This window comes from Candidatus Binatia bacterium (genome assembly GCA_029248525.1).
In the GTDB taxonomy this organism is placed as follows: Bacteria; Desulfobacterota; Binatia; order UBA12015; family UBA12015; genus UBA12015.
In genome coordinates this window covers 88,651-112,496 of sequence record JAQWJE010000027.1, presented here as the reverse complement: position 1 = coordinate 112,496, position 23,846 = coordinate 88,651, and the positions used below count along the sequence as shown (strand labels likewise).

General features: G+C 56.8%; 22 protein-coding genes. 8 read left to right on the top strand and 14 right to left on the bottom strand.

The features are described from left to right. Positions 1-192: 192 nt before the first annotated feature. The 4 genes from egtD to P8K07_06280 all read right to left on the bottom strand — a co-directional run bounded on the left by egtD (position 193) and on the right by P8K07_06280 (position 4,692). Positions 193-1,137, bottom strand: a complete 945-nt coding sequence (gene egtD / locus P8K07_06295; protein MDG1958129.1) for an L-histidine N(alpha)-methyltransferase — start codon at positions 1,135-1,137, stop codon at positions 193-195. 295 nt (positions 1,138-1,432) lie between these two features. Further along, a complete protein-coding gene (locus P8K07_06290; GenBank protein MDG1958128.1) occupies positions 1,433-2,740 on the bottom strand; it encodes an MFS transporter in 1,308 nt (435 codons plus the stop codon). Positions 2,741-2,758: 18 nt separating this feature from the next. Continuing rightward, entirely contained in the window at positions 2,759-3,784 is a 1,026-nt protein-coding gene (locus tag P8K07_06285) for a phytanoyl-CoA dioxygenase family protein (GenBank protein MDG1958127.1), read from the bottom strand. Then, positions 3,784-4,692: a class I SAM-dependent methyltransferase gene (locus tag P8K07_06280; GenBank protein MDG1958126.1), complete on the bottom strand. Its 909-nt coding sequence runs from the start codon at positions 4,690-4,692 to the stop codon at positions 3,784-3,786. The genes P8K07_06285 and P8K07_06280 overlap by 1 nt, the downstream gene beginning before the upstream one ends. 213 nt (positions 4,693-4,905) lie before the next feature. Here P8K07_06280 and P8K07_06275 point away from each other — a divergent pair, with 213 nt between their 5' ends. Further along, positions 4,906-5,742: a class I SAM-dependent methyltransferase gene (locus P8K07_06275; GenBank protein ID MDG1958125.1), complete on the top strand. Its 837-nt coding sequence runs from the start codon at positions 4,906-4,908 to the stop codon at positions 5,740-5,742. A gap of 198 nt (positions 5,743-5,940) precedes the next feature. Here the strand turns inward: P8K07_06275 and P8K07_06270 are convergent, their stop codons facing one another. Beyond that, on the bottom strand, positions 5,941-7,248 hold the full coding sequence (locus P8K07_06270) for a hypothetical protein (GenBank protein ID MDG1958124.1): 1,308 nt from the start codon (positions 7,246-7,248) through the stop codon (positions 5,941-5,943). A 185-nt stretch (positions 7,249-7,433) separates the two neighbouring features. On the opposite strand from P8K07_06270, the gene P8K07_06265 reads away from it, so the two are divergent. Together P8K07_06265 and P8K07_06260 are read left to right on the top strand one after the other, a co-directional pair. Next, the gene (locus P8K07_06265; protein ID MDG1958123.1) at positions 7,434-8,678 is read left to right on the top strand and encodes a DUF839 domain-containing protein; all 1,245 of its coding nucleotides are present in this window, start codon (positions 7,434-7,436) and stop codon (positions 8,676-8,678) included. A 226-nt stretch (positions 8,679-8,904) separates the two neighbouring features. After that, positions 8,905-10,590: a hypothetical protein gene (locus P8K07_06260; protein MDG1958122.1), complete on the top strand. Its 1,686-nt coding sequence runs from the start codon at positions 8,905-8,907 to the stop codon at positions 10,588-10,590. A 382-nt stretch (positions 10,591-10,972) separates the two neighbouring features. Here P8K07_06260 and P8K07_06255 read toward each other — a convergent pair whose 3' ends face one another. The 3 genes from P8K07_06255 to P8K07_06245 all read right to left on the bottom strand — a co-directional run bounded on the left by P8K07_06255 (position 10,973) and on the right by P8K07_06245 (position 13,296). Then, the gene (locus P8K07_06255) at positions 10,973-12,388 is read right to left on the bottom strand and encodes a PHB depolymerase family esterase (GenBank protein ID MDG1958121.1); all 1,416 of its coding nucleotides are present in this window, start codon (positions 12,386-12,388) and stop codon (positions 10,973-10,975) included. A 281-nt stretch (positions 12,389-12,669) separates the two neighbouring features. Beyond that, entirely contained in the window at positions 12,670-12,858 is a 189-nt protein-coding gene (locus P8K07_06250; protein MDG1958120.1) for a hypothetical protein, read from the bottom strand. Positions 12,859-12,936: 78 nt separating this feature from the next. Then, entirely contained in the window at positions 12,937-13,296 is a 360-nt protein-coding gene (locus P8K07_06245; GenBank protein MDG1958119.1) for a DoxX family protein, read from the bottom strand. Positions 13,297-13,354: 58 nt separating this feature from the next. Here P8K07_06245 and P8K07_06240 point away from each other — a divergent pair, with 58 nt between their 5' ends. Next, positions 13,355-13,714: a DoxX family protein gene (locus P8K07_06240; GenBank protein ID MDG1958118.1), complete on the top strand. Its 360-nt coding sequence runs from the start codon at positions 13,355-13,357 to the stop codon at positions 13,712-13,714. Between the two features lie 65 nt (positions 13,715-13,779). Here the strand turns inward: P8K07_06240 and P8K07_06235 are convergent, their stop codons facing one another. Beyond that, positions 13,780-14,853, bottom strand: a complete 1,074-nt coding sequence (locus P8K07_06235; GenBank protein ID MDG1958117.1) for a hypothetical protein — start codon at positions 14,851-14,853, stop codon at positions 13,780-13,782. A gap of 93 nt (positions 14,854-14,946) precedes the next feature. On the opposite strand from P8K07_06235, the gene P8K07_06230 reads away from it, so the two are divergent. Next, complete coding sequence (locus P8K07_06230) at positions 14,947-15,402, top strand: DoxX family protein (GenBank protein ID MDG1958116.1); 456 nt, start codon at positions 14,947-14,949, stop codon at positions 15,400-15,402. 126 nt (positions 15,403-15,528) lie between these two features. Next, complete coding sequence (locus tag P8K07_06225) at positions 15,529-16,137, top strand: heme-binding beta-barrel domain-containing protein (protein ID MDG1958115.1); 609 nt, start codon at positions 15,529-15,531, stop codon at positions 16,135-16,137. On the opposite strand, the gene P8K07_06220 is transcribed toward P8K07_06225, so the two are convergent. Beyond that, positions 16,134-17,198: an alpha/beta hydrolase gene (locus P8K07_06220; GenBank protein ID MDG1958114.1), complete on the bottom strand. Its 1,065-nt coding sequence runs from the start codon at positions 17,196-17,198 to the stop codon at positions 16,134-16,136. The two genes, P8K07_06225 and P8K07_06220, sit on opposite strands and share 4 nt — an antisense overlap. A gap of 84 nt (positions 17,199-17,282) precedes the next feature. Between P8K07_06220 and P8K07_06215 the strand changes: the two genes are divergently transcribed. Beyond that, positions 17,283-18,551 carry a cytochrome P450 gene (locus P8K07_06215; GenBank protein MDG1958113.1) on the top strand — a complete coding sequence of 423 codons (1,269 nt, stop codon included), beginning with the start codon at positions 17,283-17,285 and terminating at the stop codon, positions 18,549-18,551. Between the two features lie 20 nt (positions 18,552-18,571). On the opposite strand, the gene P8K07_06210 is transcribed toward P8K07_06215, so the two are convergent. The 3 genes from P8K07_06210 to P8K07_06200 all read right to left on the bottom strand — a co-directional run bounded on the left by P8K07_06210 (position 18,572) and on the right by P8K07_06200 (position 21,222). Then, the gene (locus P8K07_06210) at positions 18,572-19,654 is read right to left on the bottom strand and encodes an LLM class flavin-dependent oxidoreductase (protein ID MDG1958112.1); all 1,083 of its coding nucleotides are present in this window, start codon (positions 19,652-19,654) and stop codon (positions 18,572-18,574) included. 10 nt (positions 19,655-19,664) lie between these two features. Further along, entirely contained in the window at positions 19,665-20,804 is a 1,140-nt protein-coding gene (locus tag P8K07_06205) for an MBOAT family O-acyltransferase (protein ID MDG1958111.1), read from the bottom strand. A gap of 292 nt (positions 20,805-21,096) precedes the next feature. Beyond that, positions 21,097-21,222, bottom strand: coding sequence for a hypothetical protein (locus P8K07_06200; protein MDG1958110.1), 126 nt, complete (start codon positions 21,220-21,222; stop codon positions 21,097-21,099). Positions 21,223-21,489: 267 nt separating this feature from the next. Here P8K07_06200 and P8K07_06195 point away from each other — a divergent pair, with 267 nt between their 5' ends. Next, the gene (locus P8K07_06195) at positions 21,490-23,403 is read left to right on the top strand and encodes a PQQ-binding-like beta-propeller repeat protein (GenBank protein ID MDG1958109.1); all 1,914 of its coding nucleotides are present in this window, start codon (positions 21,490-21,492) and stop codon (positions 23,401-23,403) included. Position 23,404: 1 nt separating this feature from the next. Here P8K07_06195 and P8K07_06190 read toward each other — a convergent pair whose 3' ends face one another. Next, a complete protein-coding gene (locus P8K07_06190) occupies positions 23,405-23,845 on the bottom strand; it encodes a nuclear transport factor 2 family protein (GenBank protein MDG1958108.1) in 441 nt (146 codons plus the stop codon). Position 23,846 lies beyond the last annotated feature (1 nt).

Here is a 23,846-nt window from a genome sequence, read left to right as displayed (position 1 = left end):
GGGCCTTCATGTTTCCTACCGTCAGTTACTTACTTTTCAGTAACTTTTTTGGAACATGAAGGTCGTTGAAAAAGGGAAAAGATTCATTCCCGATCCGACCCAAAAAAACGCAAGATTTTCTATCAATGAAGTACTGAGAATCACGATCAAAGTGAGTTTGCGACGAACGCCGACGCTGAAAAGCCTCAGGTTTCAAATGGCCTTGAACAACAGTACCGAGAAGAGATTGTCTTTGTCGACCCAGCTATCTGCCAGTTGCCAGCCGCATTGCCCGATTAGTTTTTGAAGGGCATCGATCTCGAACTTTCGTGAGTTTTCGGTATGCACAGTTTCACCCTGCCTGAAATCGAATGTTTTCCCTGATACTTCAACAGATTGGTCTCGATCGCTGACCAGGTGCATCTCGATTCTTGCATCATCGTCGTTCCATCTTGCTTCATGGTTAAAAGAAGCGACATCGAAGTTAGCGTCCAACTCTCCGTTCATACGTCTCAACAAATTGAGATTGAATTCAGAAGTGATACCGGCGGAATCGTCATAGGCCGGAATCAGGATTTTGGCATCCTTTTTCAAATCTGCACCCAGAACAAATTGTGCACTTGCTCCTAAATCCTCACGTGCGCGCTGCATGAATCCTGTAATTTCCGAGCTCTCGAGATTACCGATGGTCGACCCGGGAAAGAAACCGACCCGTGCACCCTCAGCTGATTTTTCAGGTAACTCGACGGCCGATAGAAAGTCTGCGACCACCGGATCTATATTCAGGTCTGGGTAATCTTCCTGCAATGAAGTCGCACTGGCTTGCAAAAAATCTGCAGAGATATCGATGGGTATATAAGTCCTGAGTTCTTCGAGCGCGTCGATGAGTATCCGAGTTTTGACCGAGGCACCCGCTCCATACTCGACCACAGTTGCGTGAGGGCCAACATGGGCAGCGATCTCCGCTGCGTATTGGGACAAAATGCCGGTTTCCGTGCGGGTTGGATAGTATTCCGGCAGCACGGTAATTTCTTCAAAAAGTTCCGAGCCCCTTTCATCATAAAGCCACCGGCAAGGAATGGTTTTTTGTAATTGGGAAAGCCCATCAATCACGTCGTTTTCGAACGTATTCTGAGAGTCATTAGTTGTTTCAAGCATTAATTTTGGCTCGCCGTCTCGGTCAATTCAACATCCACGCTGGATAGGGTTGAGTTGTTATGGATGCTAGTTTGCAGAATCCCGCTGCAGTCACGCAATCTGCGGCAGATAGTTTATCGAAATTTTTAATCGAAAGCACATTGTACGAACATGAAGATCTAATGGGTTTGCTTTCGACGAGATTTAAGTCGATCGGCGCGTTGCGCCGAAGCCGGAAGAATTCACCAAACCACGTTTGCTTACGCCTCTGTGGTTACTTGATTGTTATATGATTTTCACCCGATTGTCGTTTCGTTCAGCGGGGTGCAGGCTTTCTTGCGAGACGACCAAACAACACACTTGCAACAAGTCCAAGAAATGCGAAGCAGGCCATCAGGAGATAGAAATCTTGATGGCCTTGCAAACCTGGTGAGCGATCCAAAATCCAGCCGGACATAGGACCCATGAAAATATCCGGTGTAAAACCAATGACAGAAACCAGGCCTGTCGCCGTACCCGTTTCGATGGCCGGCACGTGCCCCTCCTCGAACAGCGCAAAATAGATGCCGCGCAGTCCAAATACAGCGGCACTAGTGACAATCACATTCACGAACAGAATCCAGATCTGGGGTACATTCGGGGTGTCGAAGGAGAGGAACCCAAAGCAAAATATCATAAGCGCAAAGCATAAGGCTGTTGCCCGGGACGGTAAAATACGATCCGCAAGAAGGCCAGCGGCAACGGCCGCAACCGGACGTATCCAAACGCTGTAGGCAGTCAACTCAGCGGCTTCAACTTCATTCAACCCATAAGCGCTGTAAGCAAAAAGAGAATAATTGTCGATGCCCTTATAGCCCACATAGGCCGCTACAATGATGAGCGATTGTAACCAAACGGTCGGCAACCTCATGACATCAATTGTACGTCTTACCAAACCCGGCCTGTTGGCAACCAAGTTTGCGTTCACAAGGTCCACTGACGGTTCGGGCACACACAGCCAAACTAAAGGTACTGCCATGAATGTGAAAAGAGTATAACAATAGATCACATATTGAAGCGCCAAAATGCGCTCCGCGTTGGTGGCGAGTTCCACATCGTCTGGGAAAAAACTACGTAAGACAAAAACCGCAATCGCGCTAATCAACGCCGCGAATAATCCGCGACCTCCATCCAATATGCCAAATGCGCGCCCTTGCGCCGAGACCGAACCCCATTCACGAGTGGCACGAATCAGCGCCCCCCAAAATAAAAGAATGGTGGTGAAACCCCAAAAGCCAAAGAGCAAGTGCAGGCCTTGGTAGGTTGGAATCTGCGCGAAGTAGAGCCCGCCAAGTCCTGTCGCCATCAAGGAAGCTGCCAAGAGTTTACGGGCGGAAAAAATATCGGCGAGTTGTCCACCTGGGAAATACGCCAGCATTGCAATCACCCCATACGACGCTTGGACAAGCCCCAACTGCAAATTACTGAACTCGAAAACCTCTAGAAAAGTCGGACGAAAGAATCGGGTCACGTGGAATGGCAGAGAAAATATAGCTTCACCGGCGACGATGAGTGCTGTCATCGTCATCAAGTGCGGAAAATCCGCATGATTGATCCCGAGAGTTTGTTTTTCTGACCTACTCATAACCTTCGCTTTTGCAGGTTAATCAGCACGTCGATGGCATACGGGGTTGTATGCACTGTTGATGATATCGCCCGGTTCGATTGCCGGCATAAACTTGTGAAACTCCCCGGAGATCATAGTTGGATTTGAGACAAGATGTGCACCGTCTTCAAAATAGGTTGTCGCTAACGCCATACGAGATTCGTTAGTCCTATTCGCACCGGCCGTATGAAACGATAACGAATGATGAAAGCTGATCTCGCCCAAATCGAAGCTGCTATCATCTACAGGAACATGTTTATCCGCGAAGATTTGGCTCAGCTGCTTGTCATAGCTTGAGTCGAACTTGTTAAAAGGCAGGTCTTTAACAAGTTTGTAAGTTTCCATGCCCGCTGCAAATGCAAGCGGTCCCATTTCCCTTGGAATAGGTTGCAATGGAATCCAAGCGGTACAGACATTTAGACTGTCGATGGGAAAGTGATGATAGTCATAGTGCCAAGGTGTGCGCCCGCAGCCAGGCTCTTTTGATAACGCATTGTCGTGATAGAGACGGACCGCTTGAACACCCAAGAGCTCGCTCGCAATTTGCGCGATGCGTTTGCTCAAAACGAAATGTCGCACGAGTTCGTCGTGAAGCCACATCATCTCGTCACTTCGAAAAGCCAATTCAGGCTCGGCTCCCAGGGTGTCAATTAAGATGCTGTTAATACGCTGTCTGAGCAGAGTTAAATGCTCGGGGTCGATGACGTTTTTAAGTTTGATGTAGCCATCTTTGGCGAACTGACTAATGCAAGCCGAAGACAATTTGTAGGGCGCTGAAAGACCAGACGCTATCTTCGCGAGTGTTGATTCGTCAATTTCAATAGGCGCTTGTACACCGGCGATCGCTGGCTTAGCGGCGGCATTCGTTTGATCATGCTCGTTCTCTGCGAGCGTCATATACCAATTCCACCATTGCTGGTTGTCTTGGTCCCACTGCGATGCAACGCCCTCGCTCTTCTGTTGGGCCTTGGACAAGTAGTCGTAGGACTGAGGTTTGGGCTGGGAGTTGGAAGGCTCTTTCACTATTCTTGCATCCAAAAATTAAATGAGGATAGATCATTCCCGAACACGACAACGTCAACAGATTGCTGAAAACGATAGGCTCCTCGGCTTTTGGCGTTCTTTAAATATTGCCCCAGAGATCCGCTATTCATCATTTCATGCAACGATATGGAATCATCAAAAGCGCAACGCTGTAGGTAGGATTCGAGTGCTTGGTGATCGTTTTCGTCAATGGCGGTTTCATAATTGAGCGTGCGAATTTGCCTCTCAAAACGAGAATTTTCAGCCGCTTCAGCGACATCTTCGGCGGCGCTGAAGCGCGTGCCGTTTCCACCGTGGATGCTTTCCAGGAAATGCTCATAGAAACGAATATAGTGCCCACTGCGATTGGACTGAGCCACGACGCCGATACCGCCGGGCTTCATGGCACCTTTCAAAATAGCCATGCATTCCCCCATCTCTGCGGCCGGCACGCAATAAAGTGCGTGGGTTGCCCAGCAGAGATCATAAGTGCTGGGCTTTGGCTGCCAGTCCTGCAGTCTGCAGCAATAGCGATCACGTTCGAGAAAAGGTGACTTGAGCACGGCTGCCGCTTCCTCGATCGCAAAGGTGCTGGGATCCAAAAGGTCGTACAGCACTTGAGTCGATCTGCCTTCAGCACTCATCAACTCAGGTAGCGTTGTGTGTTCCAACAGGGCGGTTGGAAACTTACCGCTGCCGCAGGCCAGATCTGCCAATTGAAGACCGCCTGTTTGCTCCGACAAGGAGGCCAGCAGAGCAGACCAGTCGATCAAGCCAGCCAAGTGTCGATAATCGACAGTCGCATAGGTGTAAAAGTTGTCCATACCCTCACGACCGTCAGCGCTCCAGTGAGCGCAACTCCGATCAAAGGTGTCGGCGTCTGTGGCGGCGGGAAGGGATCGATTCATGGCTTGGCTCCAATTTGCTGGATTCTTGGTGTCGTTATCGGAAGATACCCGCTATTCGAACGTGAGAAGCTCGACAAGACCCCCAAAACCTTCCGGGAAACTCTGTTAGGGTACTCCATCGTTCGCTAATCCGATCGTGTCTCTGCGCATAAGCGCTGACTTCAGGAGTTCATTGGTTCATCTATGAGTTTATACACGTCACATCAAAGCAAGATGATCACGTCAATTGACCGTGCGGTAACAGGTCTAAAGCAGATAGATCCCTTAGCTAATAGTTATTACGCCAAATGTCTCGAAATTTTTGAAGCCAATAGCGATCAACGGTTGGGGCTCCTGGGTTGGCTCAAAGCCAACGTTGTCTCGAGAATGTCGCAAGACACTAATGCTATTTTGAGTGTTGGCTGTGGCACAGGTGCTTTTGACGAGCACATTTTGGGATATGCCCGGGCGCGAATGAACCAAGTGTCGTATCTCGGCATTGAGCCAAACGAAATAGCGGCTGCTGAATTTTTACAAACAATGGGTTCTCAAAAATCTAATCAAGTCGAGGTTGCCGTTCTCGTGCAAAAGTTTGGCGAGCAAACCTTTGAAAACACGTTCGACCTCATTCTTTTTGTGCAATCCATCTACTATTTGGAAGATCGCAATGATGCTATCGATGCCGCACTACGAGCACTGAAACCTGGTGGGGAATTGGTCATCATGATTGCCCCTGACGAAGAACTGAACATCATTGCTAATCTGATGTGGCAACGCCAAATGGAACAAAAAAGTTGGTTCAGCGATGACGTACGAGCCCACTTGGATGCGCGTGACTTGGAATATTGTGAAACGCGCGTTAGCGCCAATCTGAATGCGAACGAATGTTTCGGCGAATCAACCGAAGAAGGTCGAAACATTGTGGACTTCATCGTGCAAACCCGAGCCGATCAATTGCCGACAGGGTTGCGCAACGACATTTCCGAATTCTTGATGTCGATCAGCGAAGAGAAAGGTACGACAACAAGTCTGCCTCATCCGGTCGATATTTTTCGATGCAGGAAACCCTAACCGGAGTTTTCAAAAGATACTTCAATGCACTGAAACCATCGGCCTATCCTTCTATTGCGTGCGGCGGTCTCCACGGGCGGGAAGCGCGGTAAACGCAGCCGGCAGCAGAATCGGAAGGGACGAATAGAGCCCCCGAATTCAATGGGTCGAGACTCCGGGAGGCGGAGACCCCGACTCGCTGCAAAACCCCTCCCGAGCCTACCTTCCGGTCAGCTTCGAACTCTGATCGGGCCTCTCGGGTAAACGGTCCAACTCCAAAATATAGTATCGCGCTTCAAAGCCGACCGGGATCGGCAGGTACCTCGGCCAATTCAGGAACTGCACAAAGACCACCGCCGCGGATCGCTCCTGATTCCAGGAGAAATCCGAGGCCAGGGCATTGCCACAATCGCAGAAATCGGGGTGACCCGGTTCGTTCCAGAAGGTCAGACGCTCGGCAGCTGCCCCGGGCGTGCGAGTGTCCGCAACGTATAGATAGGTCTTCAACCATTTAATGAACGAAGCGCTGCGCATATCGCAGGACTCCACGGGGTTCGGATACCCCCGCGAAGAAACAAAAAGCACCTCGCTGTCTCCGATGTATTTCGCATGCTCTTCCCAGGACCCTGTCTCACCAGCCATCCCGGATCGGTCGGTTAGCCGGGTCAATCTGTCCGTATGCGAGTCCAGACGACATAAATCCATGAAATGGTGTTGCTGATCAGGTACCGGAGCGCAGGCTGTCAGAATTTCGCCTGAGCGAAAGTCCTGCGTTTCGAAAAATGACCCCGGCCCACTGGCAGCCGACTGCAAGCCCCGGATGTTCTGCAAACGGGGCACCGGCTCGGCGAGAAAATCGCCTACCATCACCTGCATCGAGCCAAGGCAGCCAACGTCGCTGGTCACTCGCGTCCAGGTAACCTGACGCCCGTCGTGCGAGAAGTGCGGGTGCAAGGTCCCCCACCCGTTGTCCCCATCGATTTCAAAGAGAAGGTGGAAGTCCCCTCGAGCCGAGTCATAGACCCAGAGCGAGCTCGAAAGGCCGAACCCCGGGTAGCTCGGATCGGCGATCAGAGGCGATAGCTCCAAGTCCTCCGGGATCGCTGTCTGGTTTTCGATCTGCAAAAGCAGAAAACGGCCATCGGGGCCCCAGGCCGGATTGCCCACATTTCGCCCTGCGAGCCAGGGCACCTCACACGTCAAACACTCGGCGACTCCGCCTTCCGCCGCTACCAGATAGACATCGAATTTCGTGTCGCGTGAGCCCTTTGCATCAAAGGCAATTGGCGACCCCACCCCCTCCCAGGCAACGCGGCCAAGTTCCTGCACTGAATCGGGAAGGATCAGGGGCAATTCGCGAAGAGAGGCAACCTTCCACGACGTCGCGTCCACAAAGGGTTCTTTCGAGGCCACCTGCGACAGGCGGTTCGATATTTTCTGCGCGCGGACCGCGACCACCACCGCTCCCGCCAGGAAAACGCCCAGAGCCGCGAACAAGATACGCCGCAAGGCTGTCGGTCTTGGCATGCCGTGAGCGTACCCCTTTACGGTAGAAAAATCACTTCATCTCGCAACCAGCAGGCCAGCCCTCGACAAACCGAAATGTGCAAGCGAGAGGCTGGAATCGTGCTGAATTCGGGGTGATCGACGCAATCATGCGGTCATCCGAAAGATTACTTGATCACAGAGGGGTTCAGCGATAGGTCCGACCAATGGCATCCAAAATAATTGGCCGGCCGGCTTCCGGCCTCGAACCGATATCCAGCAGTCGGCGGCAATTTTTGCAGGCCACACTCGGCGGCCTGGGTTTGTTTCTCGCCGGAAATTCACTGTCCGGATGCGGCGGCTCCTCCAGCGCAAACTCGTCCGGTTTGATCGCGGATCTCGGCCCCCTCGGAGCCCCGGACGAAAACGGGGTGCGCCTACCCCTGGGATTCCAATCTCGAGTCGTCGCTCGAAGCGGTGAGCCGCCCACAACTTCCTCGGACTATCTCTGGCCGCTGTTGCCGGACGGAGGTGCCACCTTCCCGACCGGGGATGGTGGATGGATCTATGTGTCGAACTCCGAGGCCATTCCCGGAGGGGTTGGCGCCTTGCGCTTCTCGTCATCCGGCGAAATCGTCGATGCCTATCCCATCCTTGAGGAGGAAACTCTCCTGAACTGCGCCGGGGGCCTGACGCCATGGGGAACGTGGCTATCGTGCGAAGAATGGGATGTTGGCGTTGTCTGGGAGTGCGACCCCACAGGGCGGCGCCCCGCCATTTTACGCAAGAGCCTCGGGGTCTTCAAACATGAAGCGGCTGCGGTCGATCCGGCAACGGGCAACATCTACATGACCGAAGACCAACCGGACGGTCGGCTCTATCGATACAGACCCCGGTCGAGGAACCGCTTTGGGCAACCGGATCTGACAACGGGCTCCATCGATGTCGCGCGCATCGTGGAGGGCGAATCGGGCGCCATTGTCTGGCACGAACTTCCCGACCCCGAATTCACCGGAGAAACCCCCACGCGCCACCAAATCCCCGAAAGCACGCCCTTCATTGGCGGAGAAGGGATCTGGTACCACGAGGGTCTGGTGGTCTTTTCAACCAAGACAGACAACCGCATCTGGCAACTCGACCTGCGTTCCGACACGATCGGAATTCTCTATGACCCACTGACCTCACCGTCTCCAGTATTGACAGGCGTCGACAATGTGACGGTCTCCCAATTCGGTGAAATCCTTGTCGCGGAAGATGGCGGAAACATGGAACTCTGCCTGGTGCGCACCGACGGCGGGGCGCAACCAATCTGCGAGATCATCGAACACCCGCTGTCCGAAATCACGGGGCCTGCCTTTGATCCCTCTGGCAACCGCCTCTACCTGAGCTCTCAACTCGGTCCCACCGATGACATCTCCAACACCCTCGGAATCACCTATGAAATCAGTGGGCCCTTCCATAGTCGAACCTGAATCGCCGTCATTTTGCGCGTCCAGCTCGCTGGCATGGCATCCGCGCAGCGGGAATTGTCCTTCCTGCAAGGACGCGCCCGTCCGGCCCCGAAGTCGTCCTGGCAGCTATCGAAGAGCATCTGGGCCAGAAGGATCCGCGCGTCTCAGGGGTGTGGACGAATACCTTTATTTCGGTCGGGCTTTTTGACTCTTTCCCACGGGTCAACCTTTGCGTAAAGTCGAGTCGATGATTGGAATCGGCTCCGAATCGAACACCCCAGCCCCACTCGCCGGGCAGCCGGAACTCCCTATTTGCCATCGAGTTTTCTCAAAGAACCTCGAAGAGGGAAATCAGGCCTTCAAGGGTCTGTTTGATTACGAGCAATTCCAGCTGGCTTCCGGTGAATTCAACTCGGAGCTCCTGAGTCTGGCGGCATGCGAATCGATTCTTGGCAGCTTTCGATACTTCGCGGCCGCGTTCAATCAGGGGGCGCTTCGTGCCGACCAGGTCGGCATCGGCCTGCCAGCTCTCGACAGCCAGTGTCTCTGGTGGGGCCATGCACATGGGAGCCGCTCAACTTTCGAAATCCCCACTCTGATCCCCGGAGAAATGCTCCATCAGAAAACCCAGTCCGGCCCGCCGGTTCTGGCTGTCTTTATCGAGCGCAGCAAGCTGGAAGCTGCCGCCGAAGCGATGGGCCTGAGAGAGCATATCGATGACGTGTTCCGACCCAACCGCACCAGCCGTTGGCTGGCGTGCTGCCCGGAAAAAACAGCTCATGTGCGCCACGAGTTGGGGGAGATTCTCCGTCGGGGCCTTGCAGGCAGCAGCGAACTTCGGGCCGACGAAGTTCAGGCCATCATCTTGAGCGAAATTCTGGAACTCCTGGACGACCGCATTCACCCGCGGAACCCTCCGTCGCGGGCGGACGCCGCACTGGTCGAACGAGCCGGCGCGACATTCGATGCAAATTTGGAGCTGCGCTCTGTCAGCGCTCTCGCACTAACTCTGGGTGTACCTCGGCGAACGCTGAAGCTCTATCCGGTATGCACCGGTAAATATGTTGCCATCGTTTCCAGCGAAGAGTTGGCAATTCTGGACCGCATGACTCTGGTCGACAACGATGGCGATGGTCAAAGCGAGACTGTTCGGTTCACACAAGTGAACGTTCAGATAGTCAACGGGCGCGGCAGCACGGATACGATCAATGGTCGCGGGAATCTGATCGTTGGTTACGACGAAGACAACCGACCACCACCGAGTGATCAGCGCTCACCCAAGAGTGGCTCACATAATGTCGTGTTTGGTGTCGACAATTTCTATAGCAGTTTTGCTGGCTTGATCGGTGGAACTTCCAACGACATTACGGAAGAGTTCGCGGTTGTCCTGACTGGTGCCGGTAATAGAGCTTCGGGTCTCATGAGTTCCATTACTGCAGGGTCGGGAAATTTGGCGGCTGGTGAGTTCTCGTCGGTCGTGGGCGGAACAGACAATTCTGCCTCCAGGCTTGGATCCTCGGTTGGTGGTGGCCGTAAGAATAGAGCTTCGGCTAAATATGCGGCCGTGAATGGCGGCCTGAACAATATTGCTGCAGGCGAAAATGCAGCGGTGAATGGCGGCGAGCTCAATCGTGCCGACGGTGAAAATTCATCGGCGAATGGCGGAGATGGAAACCGGGCCGAGGGGCTTTATTCGTCGGCCAATGGCGGAGAAGGAAACGTTGCACGGGGGCGGAATTCTACCGTCAACGGAGGCTTCATAAATCAGGCAAATGGCGCCTACTCCTCGGCCAACGGGGGTCGGGAGAATGACGCTTCGGGAACCTTGGCCACAGTCAGCGGCGGCACGAAGAACCAAGCGGCCGGATATGGCTCCACCGTCAGCGGCAGCACAGCTCACCTCTGCAGCGGGGTCGATGAACTCTGTCCATGAAGCCCTCCGTCAACGCAGGCGGCAGGAGGGCTCTTTCGCCTCAACGACCCTGATAGGTCAATCCGAATCTCGGCCGAGTCTTGCACGCCGAAGCGCTACCCCACCCCAACTCTGCCGGTTTTCCTGTGTCAGGCAGACTCAATCTCGAACGTTGGCGCGCCCTGTCTCGGAATGCGACCATCTGCTCCAGCCCGACCGACCAGAGAAGGCGCGGGCCGATGACGACGAGCATTCAGGATTCTTCATGCAGTTCCACGCTCTGTCATCGAGGTGGCGCATTTCACTTGGCGCTCCGCCTCCGGTCGCACGGGTTGGAGCACCAACGCCGCTGGCCGGGAGAGACAGGGCCAGACCGTGCACCCGACCGGCGGCCGTCAGCTGGCTAGGCGCACGGCGGTGCGGGTGGACAGGATGCGGGTGATGGCGCGAGCTTTGCCTTGAAGAGACCCTTGCCCCGGGGGCTCAGTGGGTCGATGCCCGAATCACTGATGACGATGCCGCCGAAAATTGCACAATAATTCGTATCACCGCTTTCGACTCTTACGGCGACAGCCTCCTGCGCGGGTTCATCGAGAGAGTAGGAAATCGGTGCGCGGCGACCGGTGCACGTGATGCGCAGTTGCTGACCATCGCTGATGGTCACCGAGCGGCAAGGCCCGAATTCAGCCTGCGAATCTCGGTAGTTGTAAGTGGGCCCGGTGATCGGACCGTTTTGGCGCCATGCATTCCCCGCCGGAAGGTCGAAGCAGGCAACGTCGTTGCCATCTGCGGCATTGTAGAACTGCACCCGCAGACCGTCCAAGGCTGGGTTGATGCCCGATCCGGGGGACGTGTCAATCGTCGGATCTTTGAGGGAGAGAACGATCTTGCGCCGCGTAGTGTCGGTCTTGTCCTTGATGAGAAGGCTATTGCCGGCCACAGGAGTTGCTTCGTCCGGCTGATCTGGGGAGAGCGTGAATCGAGAGAGGATGTTCCACGCAGACGACGCAATCGAGAAGTTATTTGAATTGGAGTAGATGATATGGCCGCCGTTCAGGCTGCATAATGTCGTCTCCACTCCCTCGGCACACTGCGTGAAAGTCTCGCAGGGCCCATCTACGACTGGCGAACCTTCGCACTGATTTTTCTCAGCCCAACTTGCAAAGCTTGCTTGTGATGCGGGTGCCCAGAACGTGCCTTCGTAGGGAACGGTGGAATCCCCCAGGCCGTGAAAGTGGGCCACCGTGATCGGTCGAGATGGCTGGCAGGCGCTGAGCGGGAGAATTCCCAGCGGAAAAGCCACAGGTGCCGTTGCCGCGAAGACTTCACTGGCCTCACAGGCGAGCCGATGCGCGAGAGCGCCCCCATTCGAGAGCCCCGTGGCGTAGACTCGTTCGGAGTCCACCGTGAACTCGGCCGAAATTGCATCAACGATGGCTACCGCCAAACCCACATCGTCGACCCTGCCAGCCAAAGCCTCACCGCAACAAAACGTCGCTGCATTCCACGAATTGCCGACACCTTGTGGGTACGCGACGATGAAATTTTCTGCGTCCGAAACTTGACGAAACCCCGACAGGGAGGCTTGTGCATTGCTGTTCGAAGTATAGCCATGAAAATCCATGACCAGCGGCACTGCAGAGCCCGCAACATAACTCGAAGGCACGTGAACATTGTAGGTGCGGGTCCGCCCATCGAAGACAATCGATCGGGCGTAGTCCCCGGAGCTCGACTGCGCGGCCAGCGGAGCCGCATGGGCTGCGTCAAGCAAAGCCAGAACTCCGAACATCAGCGAAATGAAATGCAATTTTTTCTTCACACTCACGTGTTCTAACAGTAGCGCCCGGTTCAAGCGCATGTTTTTCCGCGTTTATTTTTTGTTTTCGGCGTAAATCGTTCGTTGCACTACAGAGTCTACGGCAAACGCTTTCTCGTATCCGCAAACATCAAGGACTCCGCCACGCCGAATCAGAAAGCGTATGCGTCGTCGTGACGCTTGGCCGGATCAAGCTTGGTAGATGCCCCCTGCCGAGAGCGTCTTACGAATGGATAACTTCAAGCGGATACCGTGGGCGGATGCGGGACTCAGGGACGCGATCCTCAACGACGCGTGCGGCCATCGATCAGGCTGCGGTGGCGGGCGACGATGCAGCGGTAGCTATGGATCGGCGCGGTGGTGTCGCGTGCATGCGGACGGTGGAGGTCGAGATGGATCCGTACCCGGAACGAGGTACTCTCATAGCCCCTGTGTCGGCTGCCCAATCCCTTCCGGCCTCGCAGAGTTCCCACTGCTCGCTCATGCGCTGCGGTTGTTCTTCATTTTGGCCCGGGGTCGGTGGCACGACCCCCTCGGGCGATCTCGAGTGTCTAGTTCAGATAGAGAATCGCGAGACTCATCCCGAGCATGAGTGCGGCAGGCAGCGATTTCATCGGCTCGTCGCCGACCTTTAGATGCATCGCAATCGCTCCGAGCATCAGCCCGACCACGATGCTGGCTCCGGGTTGGACGAGGCTGGGAAGGGCGATGCCGCCCAACAGCAAAAGCGCCGAGCCGATCTTCAGGAACCCGATCAAATAAAAAAACCAGTCAGGGAGCCCGTAGGTGGCGAATTCTTCCTGCAGCGATTGTGCGCCGCCACCGCGGTATGCTGTGGGGTTTTGGGCTCGAAGCAACCAGACATTGAGCAGGCCGGCGCCGACAATAAACTGCAAAAGTATTGAAATCATAAAAAAAACACTCCTTGGGGTGCGGTACGCGTGGAACCGTCTACAATCTAGCTTGAAAATGCCGTCTGTCGAGTCCATCTACCAAGTGGCGAAAGTTTTGTCGCTGACTCTTTTCCTCTTTTATGGGCTCAGCTGCCTGTTTGCCGACGCGATGGTTGAGGAATTTCGGAGATTCGGGCTCGCGGACTTCCGGCGCCTTACGGGCAGTCTGGAAGTTCTGGGAGCTCTGGGCCTGATTGTAGGCTACTTCTACCCGCCTTTGGTTCCCTGGGCTGCCGGCGGACTGGCGCTCTTGATGTTGCTTGGGGTCGGAGCCCGAGTCCGCGTAAATGATCCGGTCTTCGAGATCCTGCCCGCCGCTTTCCTGCTGGTCGTCAACGCATTCATCGCCTGGTACGCGAGCGGCAGAGGCAGCTGAACGGGACCGGCTGGCAATGTTGAGCGGGTCTCGGGCTTCCCCTGGCTCGCGGGGGCACGCCCTCGTTAGCGCGGCATGCTGTAGTTGCCCATTCTCCCGGTGATCATCGGCAGGTCGAGGAAGGTCTTGATGCCCGGGTTTTCGGCGTCGCATACGACCTGAACCGAATTCACCAGATGGTTCCCCGTGGTCGCCATGCCTTGCGCGACTCGTTGCTCCTGATTCAGGTCCGAGGGGAAATCGACATCGATGTTCAGGTTCACGTCCCCTTCGAGCGCGATGCGCCATCCGGACTCTCGCGGGATGTCCATCTTCGATTGGAGACGTGTCTGGTCGTTGTCGTCCATGAACCAAATTTGCTCCTGCACAATCCTCGTTCCCTCGCGGGTCACGCCGATGTGCTGGTAGTGGTTCAGGGCGATGGTGTCTTTCGCGATGATGCCGACGGCAGTTTGGATATCCTGGTTGGCCAGAATGTAGTCGTTTCTGGCTTCATAGGAGATCACCTCGGAGCCGATGCCTTCGGCGATCATCTCGATGGGCTCGTACCAGAAAGCCTTCAGCATCTCCTTGATGGGATTCGCGTCGGCCTCTTCGGGTGTCTTGCCAAGATTCATCAATTCGCGAACGACCCCCTCCGAACTATAGGTGCGACAGTCGCCACATTCGGTCATCGTGATCTTGTCAATTCGATTGCACCAGCCGGTAAAGGTCAGAGGGAAGCGTTCGGCAATCCCGCCGGGGTTGCAACCATTTGCATGGAAATTAACGCCACCTTTCCGGCAGGCGGCTTCGATCTGCTGGGCTGCCTCGGGGTCCTGCCGGAAGGGGAACCAATACGGACAAGGGGTCACGATATGTTTGCCTGCCTCGAGAATGCGGCACATCTCCTCCACCGTCCATGGCATCGGGCAGTAAAGGACACAGTCCGCGTCGAGGGCAAGGATCGCATCGATGTCTTGCGTGGCGGTGATTCCGGTTTTGTCTATGCCGGCGATATCGCCTGCGTCGAGGCCCGTCTTGCTGTCGGTATAGACTTTGACCCCGACCAGTTCGAGCAGGGGGTTTCGGACCACACCTTTCAGGGAGGCGGTTCCGACAACGCCGGTCGCCCATTGAATGACTTTGTATTTTCGCATCAGTGTTCTCCGGTTCACGCGCCCTCTGCCGTGCAGATTGTTCGGCAAGGTTAGCTGCATCCTTTTGCTGTAAAATTGCGTTACAACAGGATCATGGAAATTGGAGAACTTCTACTGGGGAGCACCACGGAGACGATCGACTTCGGATCACTTCTGGGTCGAGTCGCCGTTGGCGTCTGTTTTGTCGTGCACGGTTTGGGCAAGCTGGGGCTCGTCGGTTCGGGTACGATGGCGGGTTTCACGGAGTTTCTCCGGGAGCGCGGGGTGCCGATGCCGGAAGTCCAGGCGCGGATTGCGATGCTCTCGGAAATTGTCGGGGGTACACTGCTGGCGCTGGGGTTGTTGATGCGGCCTGCCTGCCTCCTGCTGGTCGGAACCATGCTGGTCGCGGGTGTGGTGGGGCACCGAGGCGCGGGCTACCTGATTACCAACGAACCCCCGGGGGCAGAGTATACGATCAATCTGGTGGTCATTTCGCTTGTCCTCTTCCTGATTGGCCCTGGCCGATTCTCTCTGGACGCACTGCTTTTTCAGACGATTCCGGGTTAGGTCCGGTGGCCGCGCCCCAATTATCGGCGCTGGGGAAAAATAAACCTTCGGTTTTATGAAGGTTTTTCAGTCGTAATATGTCTGCGGATCTTCAAATGCGACGCCTCTTGGGGTAAACCGGGCTCCATGACGATTGGAACATCTTTCAACCGGGCCGCTCATATGGATTCGTTCACGGACGCCGACGAGCGTTGGGGGCCTTTGCAAAAGCTGGCCGGACAATGGGCCAGCGACAAGGGCCGGGACTTTTCCTATTCGTACTCGGAGAAGAAAGACATCGAGAACCTCTATCGCGAGGAAGCCTCCTTCGACCCTTTCGGGCCTGTGGACAATGGTAAGCAACAGCTTTTCGGGCTCGATTACCGCATGAAGGCCTGGCGTCTCGGGGCGGACGATTTCTTCCATATGGAAGTTGGTTATTGGCTCTTTGAGCCGGCGACGGGTCTGATCCACAGATGTTTCATGGTTCCGCGCTCGACGACAATCGTGGCGATCGGCGAGGCGGCTCCCGACGCCTCCAGCTTCAAGCTGACGGCCAAGGAAGGATCACCGACCAATGGCATTCTCTCCAACGCCTATCTCTACGACGGAGCGGCTCGGAGTGTTTCCTTTGAGTTGGCGGTCGACCTTTCGGATGGGAAATTCTCCTACAAGGAAGATCTTGTAATGGAGATGGCATCGCACGGCGGGGCCGAAATGCACCACACCGACCAGAATACTCTCGAGCGTTTCTAAGAGCCGACGGTCGCTGTCGCCTCAAGATTACTGCCCGGCGCATCGCTGATTTGTCGAGCCAGAAATTGACCGATCTCCTCGACGGCTTTGCCCGCCGCCGGGACGAAACTCATATTGGCAAAGCCATGAATCAGCTCGGGATAGGTCTGGTGGAGAACCGGCACGCCTGCGGCTGCCAGTTTCCGGGCGTAGGCATCACCTTCGTCACGTAGGGGGTCAAAGCCCGCCGTGATCACAACGGCAGGGGCATGGCCGGAGAGATCTTCGGCGCACAGCGGCGACAATGTGGGGTCACTCCAGGTTGCGGGGTCCGGCGCATAGTGGCCGCGAAACCATTCCATGCTCGCACGGGTCAGTATGAAACCCTCGGAGCATTCCTCAAAGGACTTTGTGTTAAACGAGAGGTCGGTCACCGGGTAGAGCAGGAGTTGCGCGAAGGGGATTGTCCTCGCCGCGGCTTTGCGCGAGATGCAAAGCGCTGCGGTGAGGTTCCCGCCTGCGCTATCACCACCGGCCGCTATGCGATCCGGGCTGACCTTCAGGCGCTCGGCGTTGGCCTCCACCCAATCGAAGGCAGCTTCGGCGTCGGCCAACGGGACGGGGTAGGGATGTTCGGGCGCCAGTCGATAATCCACGGAGAAGACGCGACAACGCGCGGTCAATGCGAGCCTCGTGCAGAGACCTCCATGGTTCTCCAGATCAAACAGGACCCAGCCACCGCCGTGATAGTAGACCAGTGCGGGGCTTGCTCCCTCCAAGTTCTCGGGACTATATTCCCGCACGGTGATCTCGCCGCCTTTGACCGGAATTCGGTGGTCGACCGTCCGGCACCCGGGTGGTGGCGGGTCGAGGTTCATATCTCCCTGCATTTTACGCGCATCGGCTGGCGTCATGGTTTCCAGTGGTGCACTGCCTTTCGCCACGAGGGTGCAGAGCAGTTGAAAAGCGGGAAGGAGCTTCCTGTCTCCTACAACTTGCTGGGGTTTCCCGGATAGCCGGAGCAGGAGCCAGCGGGGGGCGCGAACCAGAATCGAGACGAAGGTCAGAACCAGAGATTGCATGGTGCCGCACGGTATATTGACTCTCCCGAGAGGGCAAAGAGTCGTCTCCCGCCTCGATACTCGTTAGGGTCGGGTGGGAGAGCTATGGAAAATCAACTAAAATTCCCCCGAGCCCCCGTCTTTCCCGAGGATCCGCGATTGATTCTCTCGGATGATTTTCTCCAGAATCCGCACCCCATGTTGCGGGAACTCCGGGAGAATCACCCGGTTGCGAGGGTTGGAGATACCGGTGTGCATCTGCTGAGTTCGTGGGCGATCATCGTCGAGGCACTGGGTCGCGAGGAGGACTTCTCGGCTAATTTGACCGGAGTTCTTCTGCGAGATGTCGACGGCACGCCCACGACATTCGATCTGCCCGTCTCCGCCGGCACACAAGTCATTGCGACGGCCGATGAGCCGGCACACGCCCGCCACCGGAATTTGGTCCGTGCTCGGCTGCTCGAGCGTCAGATCGCCGCCATGGAGCCCGAGATCCGCGCGTGGGTGCGATCGAACCTGCGCACGCTGCTGGATGCCGGCGGGGGGGATTTCGTCCCTTTGGCAGAAACGGTTCCCGCTCGTGTCATTGGACATCTCCTCGGCTTGCCGGCCGAAGACGTCGATCAGCATCGGCAATGGGCAATGATGGGTGGAGAGATGCTGGCCGGCGATCTTGACCTCCAGAGAATGCAGGGACTGGCCGAGGATACTCTGGCGATGGCCGTTTACCTGAGTGAGCATCTGCCGGCGACAACATCGCCCTCTGCGGCAAACGATCAGGCGCCGACCTTGATGGAGCTGTTGGCCGGAGGAGTTGCTTCCGAGGCGATCGATCCGACCGAGGCGATCGGGATTGCAATCGTCATGTTTGGCGCCGGTGGTGAATCAACCAGCGCACTGCTTGGGTCGGCGATTCGTCTGCTGGCGGAAGACCCGGAGCTGGCGGATGAGCTTCGTTGCGAACCGACACGGATCCCGGCTTTCATCGAGGAGGTCCTGCGGCTTGAGCCTCCCTTCAAATTCCACTACCGCTCGGTTCGTCGCGCCTGCGAGCTGGGCGGTTTTGCCCTGGAGGCGGGCGATCGACTCATGCTGCTCTGGGCCGCTGCGAATCGGGACCCGGCTGTTTATGACGAGCCCGAGCAATTGCAACTCGATCGAACCCATCCACGACACCATATGAGCTTCGGGCGTGGCGCCCATTTCTGCGTTGGTGCCCACCTTGCAAGACTTGAGGCGCGAGTGGTCCTCGAGGAACTTCTCGGCTCGACCAACGGGTTCCAGCTTGATGACTCGGCGAAGGTTCGGCATGCCAACAGTATTTTTGTTCGGCGATTGGCGCATCTGCCGATTCGCCTTCAGGCCGTCCGCTGAAGCGGCGGACTCTATCTCCCTCAGAGGTGCGGCAGGAGCTCTGCGGCGACTTGTGCCAGAACCTCGCGGCGGGCGTCGAATCCGGGCAGGAGCATGACCTGATCGAGACCGGCTGCATCAAGGTCGCGTAGCCGTGTCAGGAGTTCGTCGCGGGTGCCGATCATGCAAGTGGTCCGAAGAATCTCTTCCGTGAGAAAGCCTTCTTCCTCGGGCAGCACCCAGCAATTGTGGCCGGCATGAATGCGCTGGTGGCGCCGCTCGGCGGGGAATTCTTCGAGCATCTTTGTGTACCGCGGCCACATCTCTTCGAGCAGAGCGGGAGGGGCGTGCCCGAAATTACGGAATTGCTCGTAGGCATAATGAATACTGGCCATGGCCATGGCGCCACACTCGCGTTTGACCCTGTCGGAGTCTGCACGCTCGCCTTCGTGGAGGACCGTAATGGTGGTCAGCGCGGTTGTGTAGAACTGATCCCGATCGATTGTCCGGCCCGCCTCGGTCGCTCCCGCTTCGATCATCTGCCAGAGGAACTCGAGGACAGCCAGGTCCGGGGGCAGAGAGAGCACAGCACCGTCGCCGTATTTCCCTGCCAGGCCGAGGGACCTTCGCCCGAACCCCGAGACGTAGAGTGGTATCGGATCGCTGAAATTGACGAAGCCGTCCTCGGGCATGATGTGCCGGATCGGCCGGGCTTGCTTCGCGCCACGGGTCAACGGCCCCATCATGGCCTCTTCGCCGCGCAGGAGCGGCTTTATGGACTCCAGGTAATGATCAAACTCGCGAATGCGGTGTGGGGGTTGTCCCATGGTTCGCATCGCCGTGTTGCCGGTGCCGATTCCAAAAAAAGTCCGACCGGGTGCGAGCGCGTTAATCGTGGCAATGCCGGCCGCATGGACAGGTGCGGGTCGTGTCGCAGACACCGCAACACCGGTGCCGAGCTGAATTTTCGTGGTCTGCGCGGCTGCGAGCGCCAGTGTCGCGTAGCAATCCGACCAGAGCATTTGGCTGTCGGCCATCCACGCGTGGGAGAAGCCCAGCTTTTCGGCTTCGACGACGGTTTCGATGTCTCCGATATGCGATGCCACACAGACTCCGATTTCCATGGGGGCAAGTTTAGCTGGGATCCGACGGAAGGTCGACGGAGCGGCCCCGGCGCAGCAGCCAATCGAGCATCGGTTTAGCCATCCGGGCCGTGGGATCTGCGGAATCCCGAAAATTGATATGATCCCGGCTGTCGCGGAAGGCCCGGTCGGGAAGTGTTCGATGCAAGTCGAGAAATTCGCCGCCGCGACCGCTGGCGGCGATCACCAGAACCAGAAGCAGTCCGAGCAGGCAGCCTTCCTGAGCGCCGCCGACAATCCCGGCCGCTTGTTCTCGGAATTTCGCTGCGCGATTTCGAATCCACCGCTCGGCGAAATGCATCAGCATGGCCGCGAAAATCAAAATCATGCCCCAGAAGGGCAGGGGCCCATTCCATGATCCGGAGATCGTCCCCTCGATCATCAACCATGCATCATTCAGTGTCTTGGCACGGAAAAATATCCAAAGAAAAGTGACCGCATGGAAGCAAAGCAGAATGCGCCACCAGTCCCGCACCTGGCCGGGCGAGGTCGCGTGTGCCGTGTCGCGCAGGGGGCGGTGGAGAGCGAGCAGGACCCCGTGCATTCCACCCCAAAGAAGGAAGTTCCAACCAGCGCCATGCCATAACCCGCCCATCAGTATCGTGATCAGAAGGTTGCTGCCGCTTCGGAAACTCCCACCCCGGTTGCCGCCCAGAGGGATATAAAGATAATCGCGCAGCCATCGGGACGGGGTGATCTGCCAACGGCGCCAAAATTCAGTGGGGTTTCTGGAAAGATGGGGTTCCTCGAAGTTCTTGGGGAACTCGAATCCAAGCAGCCGAGCGATGCCGCGGGCCATATCGGTATAGCCCGAAAAGTCGAAATAGATCTGGAAGGCAAAAGCGTAGATCGCGAGTAAATGAAGCGGTCCGCTTGTGATACCCGGATCGGCGAAAATCGGTTCCACGAGCGGCGCGAAGAGGAAATCTCCAAGGATGACTTTTTTCGGCAAACCGGATGCGATCAACCAGATGCCGCGTCGATTTTTCTCGGTGGTGATCCGGGCAGACGCTGTTAACTGAGGCAGGAACTCCTGTCCGCGCAGAATTCGCCCGGCGATCAATTGCGGAAAAAAGCTGACGAAAAGCGCATAGCGGGCGAAAGTAGGCGGCGCCTCGATAGATATCGACATGCAAGCCAATCAGCTGAAAGGAATAAAAAGAGATCCCCAGAGGCAGAAGGAGGTCTGATAGCGGCAGGGGACCCGCGGCGAGAATTGTGGTGAAGGGAAGCAGGGCACCCTGGAGAAAGGCGGCATATTTGAATGTCGCCAGAATGGAGAGAGTAAACACCAAAGATGCGATCAGCCACGCGCGGCCGCTCCCCGGTCGTCCAGCGCTTTTGTCTTGTTGACGCCTCATGCGGCAGAGAAAAAAGTAATTGACTCCGATGTTGAAGAGCAGGAGCAGGAGATACTGCGGAATCTAGAGGGAGTAGAAGATCAGACTGGCTGTCAGAAGCCAGCCTGTGCGCATCTTCCCGGGCAGCAGCCGATCCCCGGCCAGGACGATCAGGAGGAACGCGGCAAAGATGAGCGTCGGGAAGAGCAAGGATCAGGCTTCCGCGACCGCTCGTAGCGCCAATGCCGGCCCGCTCGGATTCCTCTGGCAAGGCACCTCGATCCCGGAGGCTTGGCGGTCGGTGCCTGTCCTACCGCCCGGCAGGAAGGTTTTTCTCGGATAATCTCTATGGGTCGACATGCTTCGCGTACTCTCTGTTCCTGCGGAGTCGCCGTAACCATAGAGCGGATTGAAATTCGACGAAACTCCGTTCGCTCGTTGATTCCGGGACCGTACCCCTGTGATAAGGGCTTGGCTATGAGGAGAAATGGTCTTGAACGGAAGCTCCGCTGGCGGGTTTTGGGTGATGCGGTCCCGTTGCGTGTTTGGCTGGCTGCGATATTTTTTTCCGTAGGTGCCGTTGCCTGTCATTCTACGCCCAAGGTTTTTCCCATTCCCGGACCCTCGGAATGGAAGCCGGAGGGCTGTCGTCCGGTGAGTCGCAGCGAGTCCGGGATCGAGGGGCGCGGTATTTGGCGCAATCTCCATACGGATAGTCGCAACTCGGACGAGGTCTCCGTGGTCCTCTCGCCCGAATTTTCCCCGGGTTGGGTGGCCGAGTCGTCGATGTGGAACGCTTCCGGTGTTGTTTTCGATCGCTTCAGCAATGTTTATTTCACCCCGCTTTTTCCCCACGAAAATGTTGTCTTGATTGGTCTCGACGGCAAAACCGGGAATCGCCTCTGGGCGATTCCGGGCAAAGGTAACCGTGTCGGCGCGGGTTCGCCGATGGTTCTGGACGATCCGGATCGTCCAGGTGAGGAAATCATCTACCTCGGGCTTCAGGACCGAGCATTGGCCGTCCGCACTAGCGGCGAGGTCGTCTGGGACGTCCCGACGGGGCTCTCCCGAACGCCGAGCAACAGCATGAGTGTCTTCGGGGTCAACTATTCGGCCCGTGCCGATGCCCTGGTGGCGGTCGCTGCCGACGGGAGCATTTATGTGCTGGATCGCAAGACCGGCAGAAAGCTCCTGAGCGCACCGCAGGCCCTTCCCGGGGCACCGGGCGTGGCCCGAACGCTCGCCGCCGAGTTGACCCCGGAGTTGTCCGCAAAGGTGGCCGCGATTGTTTCGCCTTTTCTGAATTTACCGCCCGGTCTCGAATTCGAAGACGTTCTTCATATCATTTTCGGCGAAGGTGTCGTTGTTGCCAATTTCTTCGCTATCGATTCCGACACGGGCGCGATGTATTTTGCGGCGACGGCCCCGGATGAAGCGGACGGTGTGGTCGACGGGGTCGCTGCTACAGGTGCTCTCTACCGAATGGACCTGGTTCACGACGACGGCAAAATCGCCCTGCGAGAAACCTGCCGCAAGACATTTCGTGGAGGTTCGGCGTCGACGCCGGCGCTCCGCGCGGATGGTGAACGGGTGTATGTTGCGGATGCCGAAGGCAGAGTGCTGGCCCTGAATTCTTCGTGCGAGCAACTCTGGGAGGTCGACACCGGCGAACAGGTGCATGGTTCGATTGCCGTGAGTAGCGACAAGGGGGAGCTTTATGCTTCCTCGAGTCGCGCGATTACCAAGATCGTCGACCGAGGCGATCGCGGGGAACTCATCTGGCAAACGCGCCCGGATGCATACGATCTTGGCCCCTTGCAGGAGACGATCAACGTGCAGATGCTCACAGTCGCGGCCAACGGAATTGCTTTTCAGGGTGGCGCGGGCGTGAGTCGTGAGGGTGCCCGCGTGCCTTTTCCTCTTCGCACCGGGATGGGTTTGCTTGATCGCGACACCGGTGAGGTGCTGTATTTTTCCGACGGACCTGACGAAGCGGTGAGCGTTGTCAGTATTGGTCCGGACGGAATGATGGTGATTGGCGATACTCCTTTTCGCCGCGCATTTGTGCGTGCGATACGACCCTCGATGACCGAGCCCTTGTCGGGTGGCGTGCATAAATGGACGACAGCCCGTCCCGATCTGATCGTGCGGGATGCTGTTTGCGCGGCCGAGTCTCGGCTGGCGAATGCGCGGGCGAATGAAACCCTTTGTCCGGAATCCAGTCGAGACGAAGAGTTTCTGGTGCAGCAGCTTTTGGCGCAGGCCGCCTTGCATGCCGATCACGGTGTGATGGCCTCGTCGATCGCACGTCTACAGAAGGCCCCCGAGGTCTCTGGCCTGGCAAATCTTTGCGCGCGTCTCGCGGAATCCGGGTCCGGCGGCCCTGCCTGATTCAGCTTTTCGGCTGGAGTTGGTCGAGCAGCAGGGCACTGTCGAGGATTTCCCAGACTTCGGTGATCTGTCCAGCAACCATGCGCGCAAAGAACGCATATTGATTCTCGTAAGGGCGGCCGCCTTTGAGTCGCCCACGGATGGTGGCGAGGCAGGAGGCATTCCCGTGGCTGACCGCAATCAGCGCCGGCTCGAGCGTCAGGCTGTTTGCCTCGTAAACGGCGGCGGCGCCTTCGCGCAGGAATTCCAGAACCGCTGTCGCACCTGAAATTGGTTTCTGTTGTGCGAAGGGCGGCAGGTGCCAGACCACCTCCGGGTGCAGGACCGCTGCGAGCTCAGCTTGGCGGGCGCAAACCATATCCTGCAGGAAATTCCTGAATCTTTCCTCGTCCCGAGAGTCCTCATCGGAGTTGGCATGGAGGCTGGATGTTCTCGTTTTCATG

Bases quoted from the DNA above. Each gene is read 5' to 3' on its own strand.
- P8K07_06195 (MDG1958109.1), top strand. From the start codon at position 21,490: ATGAGGAGAAATGGTCTTGAACGGAAGCTCCGCTGGCGGGTTTTGGGT.
- P8K07_06210 (MDG1958112.1), bottom strand. From the start codon at position 19,654: ATGGAAATCGGAGTCTGTGTGGCATCGCATATCGGAGACATCGAAACC.
- P8K07_06290 (MDG1958128.1), bottom strand. From the start codon at position 2,740: ATGAGTAGGTCAGAAAAACAAACTCTCGGGATCAATCATGCGGATTTT.
- P8K07_06260 (MDG1958122.1), top strand. From the start codon at position 8,905: ATGATTGGAATCGGCTCCGAATCGAACACCCCAGCCCCACTCGCCGGG.
- P8K07_06275 (MDG1958125.1), top strand. From the start codon at position 4,906: ATGATCACGTCAATTGACCGTGCGGTAACAGGTCTAAAGCAGATAGAT.
- P8K07_06280 (MDG1958126.1), bottom strand. From the start codon at position 4,692: ATGAATCGATCCCTTCCCGCCGCCACAGACGCCGACACCTTTGATCGG.
- P8K07_06205 (MDG1958111.1), bottom strand. From the start codon at position 20,804: ATGTCGATATCTATCGAGGCGCCGCCTACTTTCGCCCGCTATGCGCTT.
- P8K07_06190 (MDG1958108.1), bottom strand. From the start codon at position 23,845: ATGAAAACGAGAACATCCAGCCTCCATGCCAACTCCGATGAGGACTCT.
- P8K07_06215 (MDG1958113.1), top strand. From the start codon at position 17,283: ATGGAAAATCAACTAAAATTCCCCCGAGCCCCCGTCTTTCCCGAGGAT.
- P8K07_06240 (MDG1958118.1), top strand. From the start codon at position 13,355: ATGCCGTCTGTCGAGTCCATCTACCAAGTGGCGAAAGTTTTGTCGCTG.
- P8K07_06270 (MDG1958124.1), bottom strand. From the start codon at position 7,248: ATGCCAAGACCGACAGCCTTGCGGCGTATCTTGTTCGCGGCTCTGGGC.
- P8K07_06225 (MDG1958115.1), top strand. From the start codon at position 15,529: ATGACGATTGGAACATCTTTCAACCGGGCCGCTCATATGGATTCGTTC.
- P8K07_06245 (MDG1958119.1), bottom strand. From the start codon at position 13,296: ATGATTTCAATACTTTTGCAGTTTATTGTCGGCGCCGGCCTGCTCAAT.
- P8K07_06265 (MDG1958123.1), top strand. From the start codon at position 7,434: ATGGCATCCAAAATAATTGGCCGGCCGGCTTCCGGCCTCGAACCGATA.
- P8K07_06235 (MDG1958117.1), bottom strand. From the start codon at position 14,853: ATGCGAAAATACAAAGTCATTCAATGGGCGACCGGCGTTGTCGGAACC.
- egtD (MDG1958129.1), bottom strand. From the start codon at position 1,137: ATGCTTGAAACAACTAATGACTCTCAGAATACGTTCGAAAACGACGTG.
- P8K07_06220 (MDG1958114.1), bottom strand. From the start codon at position 17,198: ATGCAATCTCTGGTTCTGACCTTCGTCTCGATTCTGGTTCGCGCCCCC.
- P8K07_06230 (MDG1958116.1), top strand. From the start codon at position 14,947: ATGGAAATTGGAGAACTTCTACTGGGGAGCACCACGGAGACGATCGAC.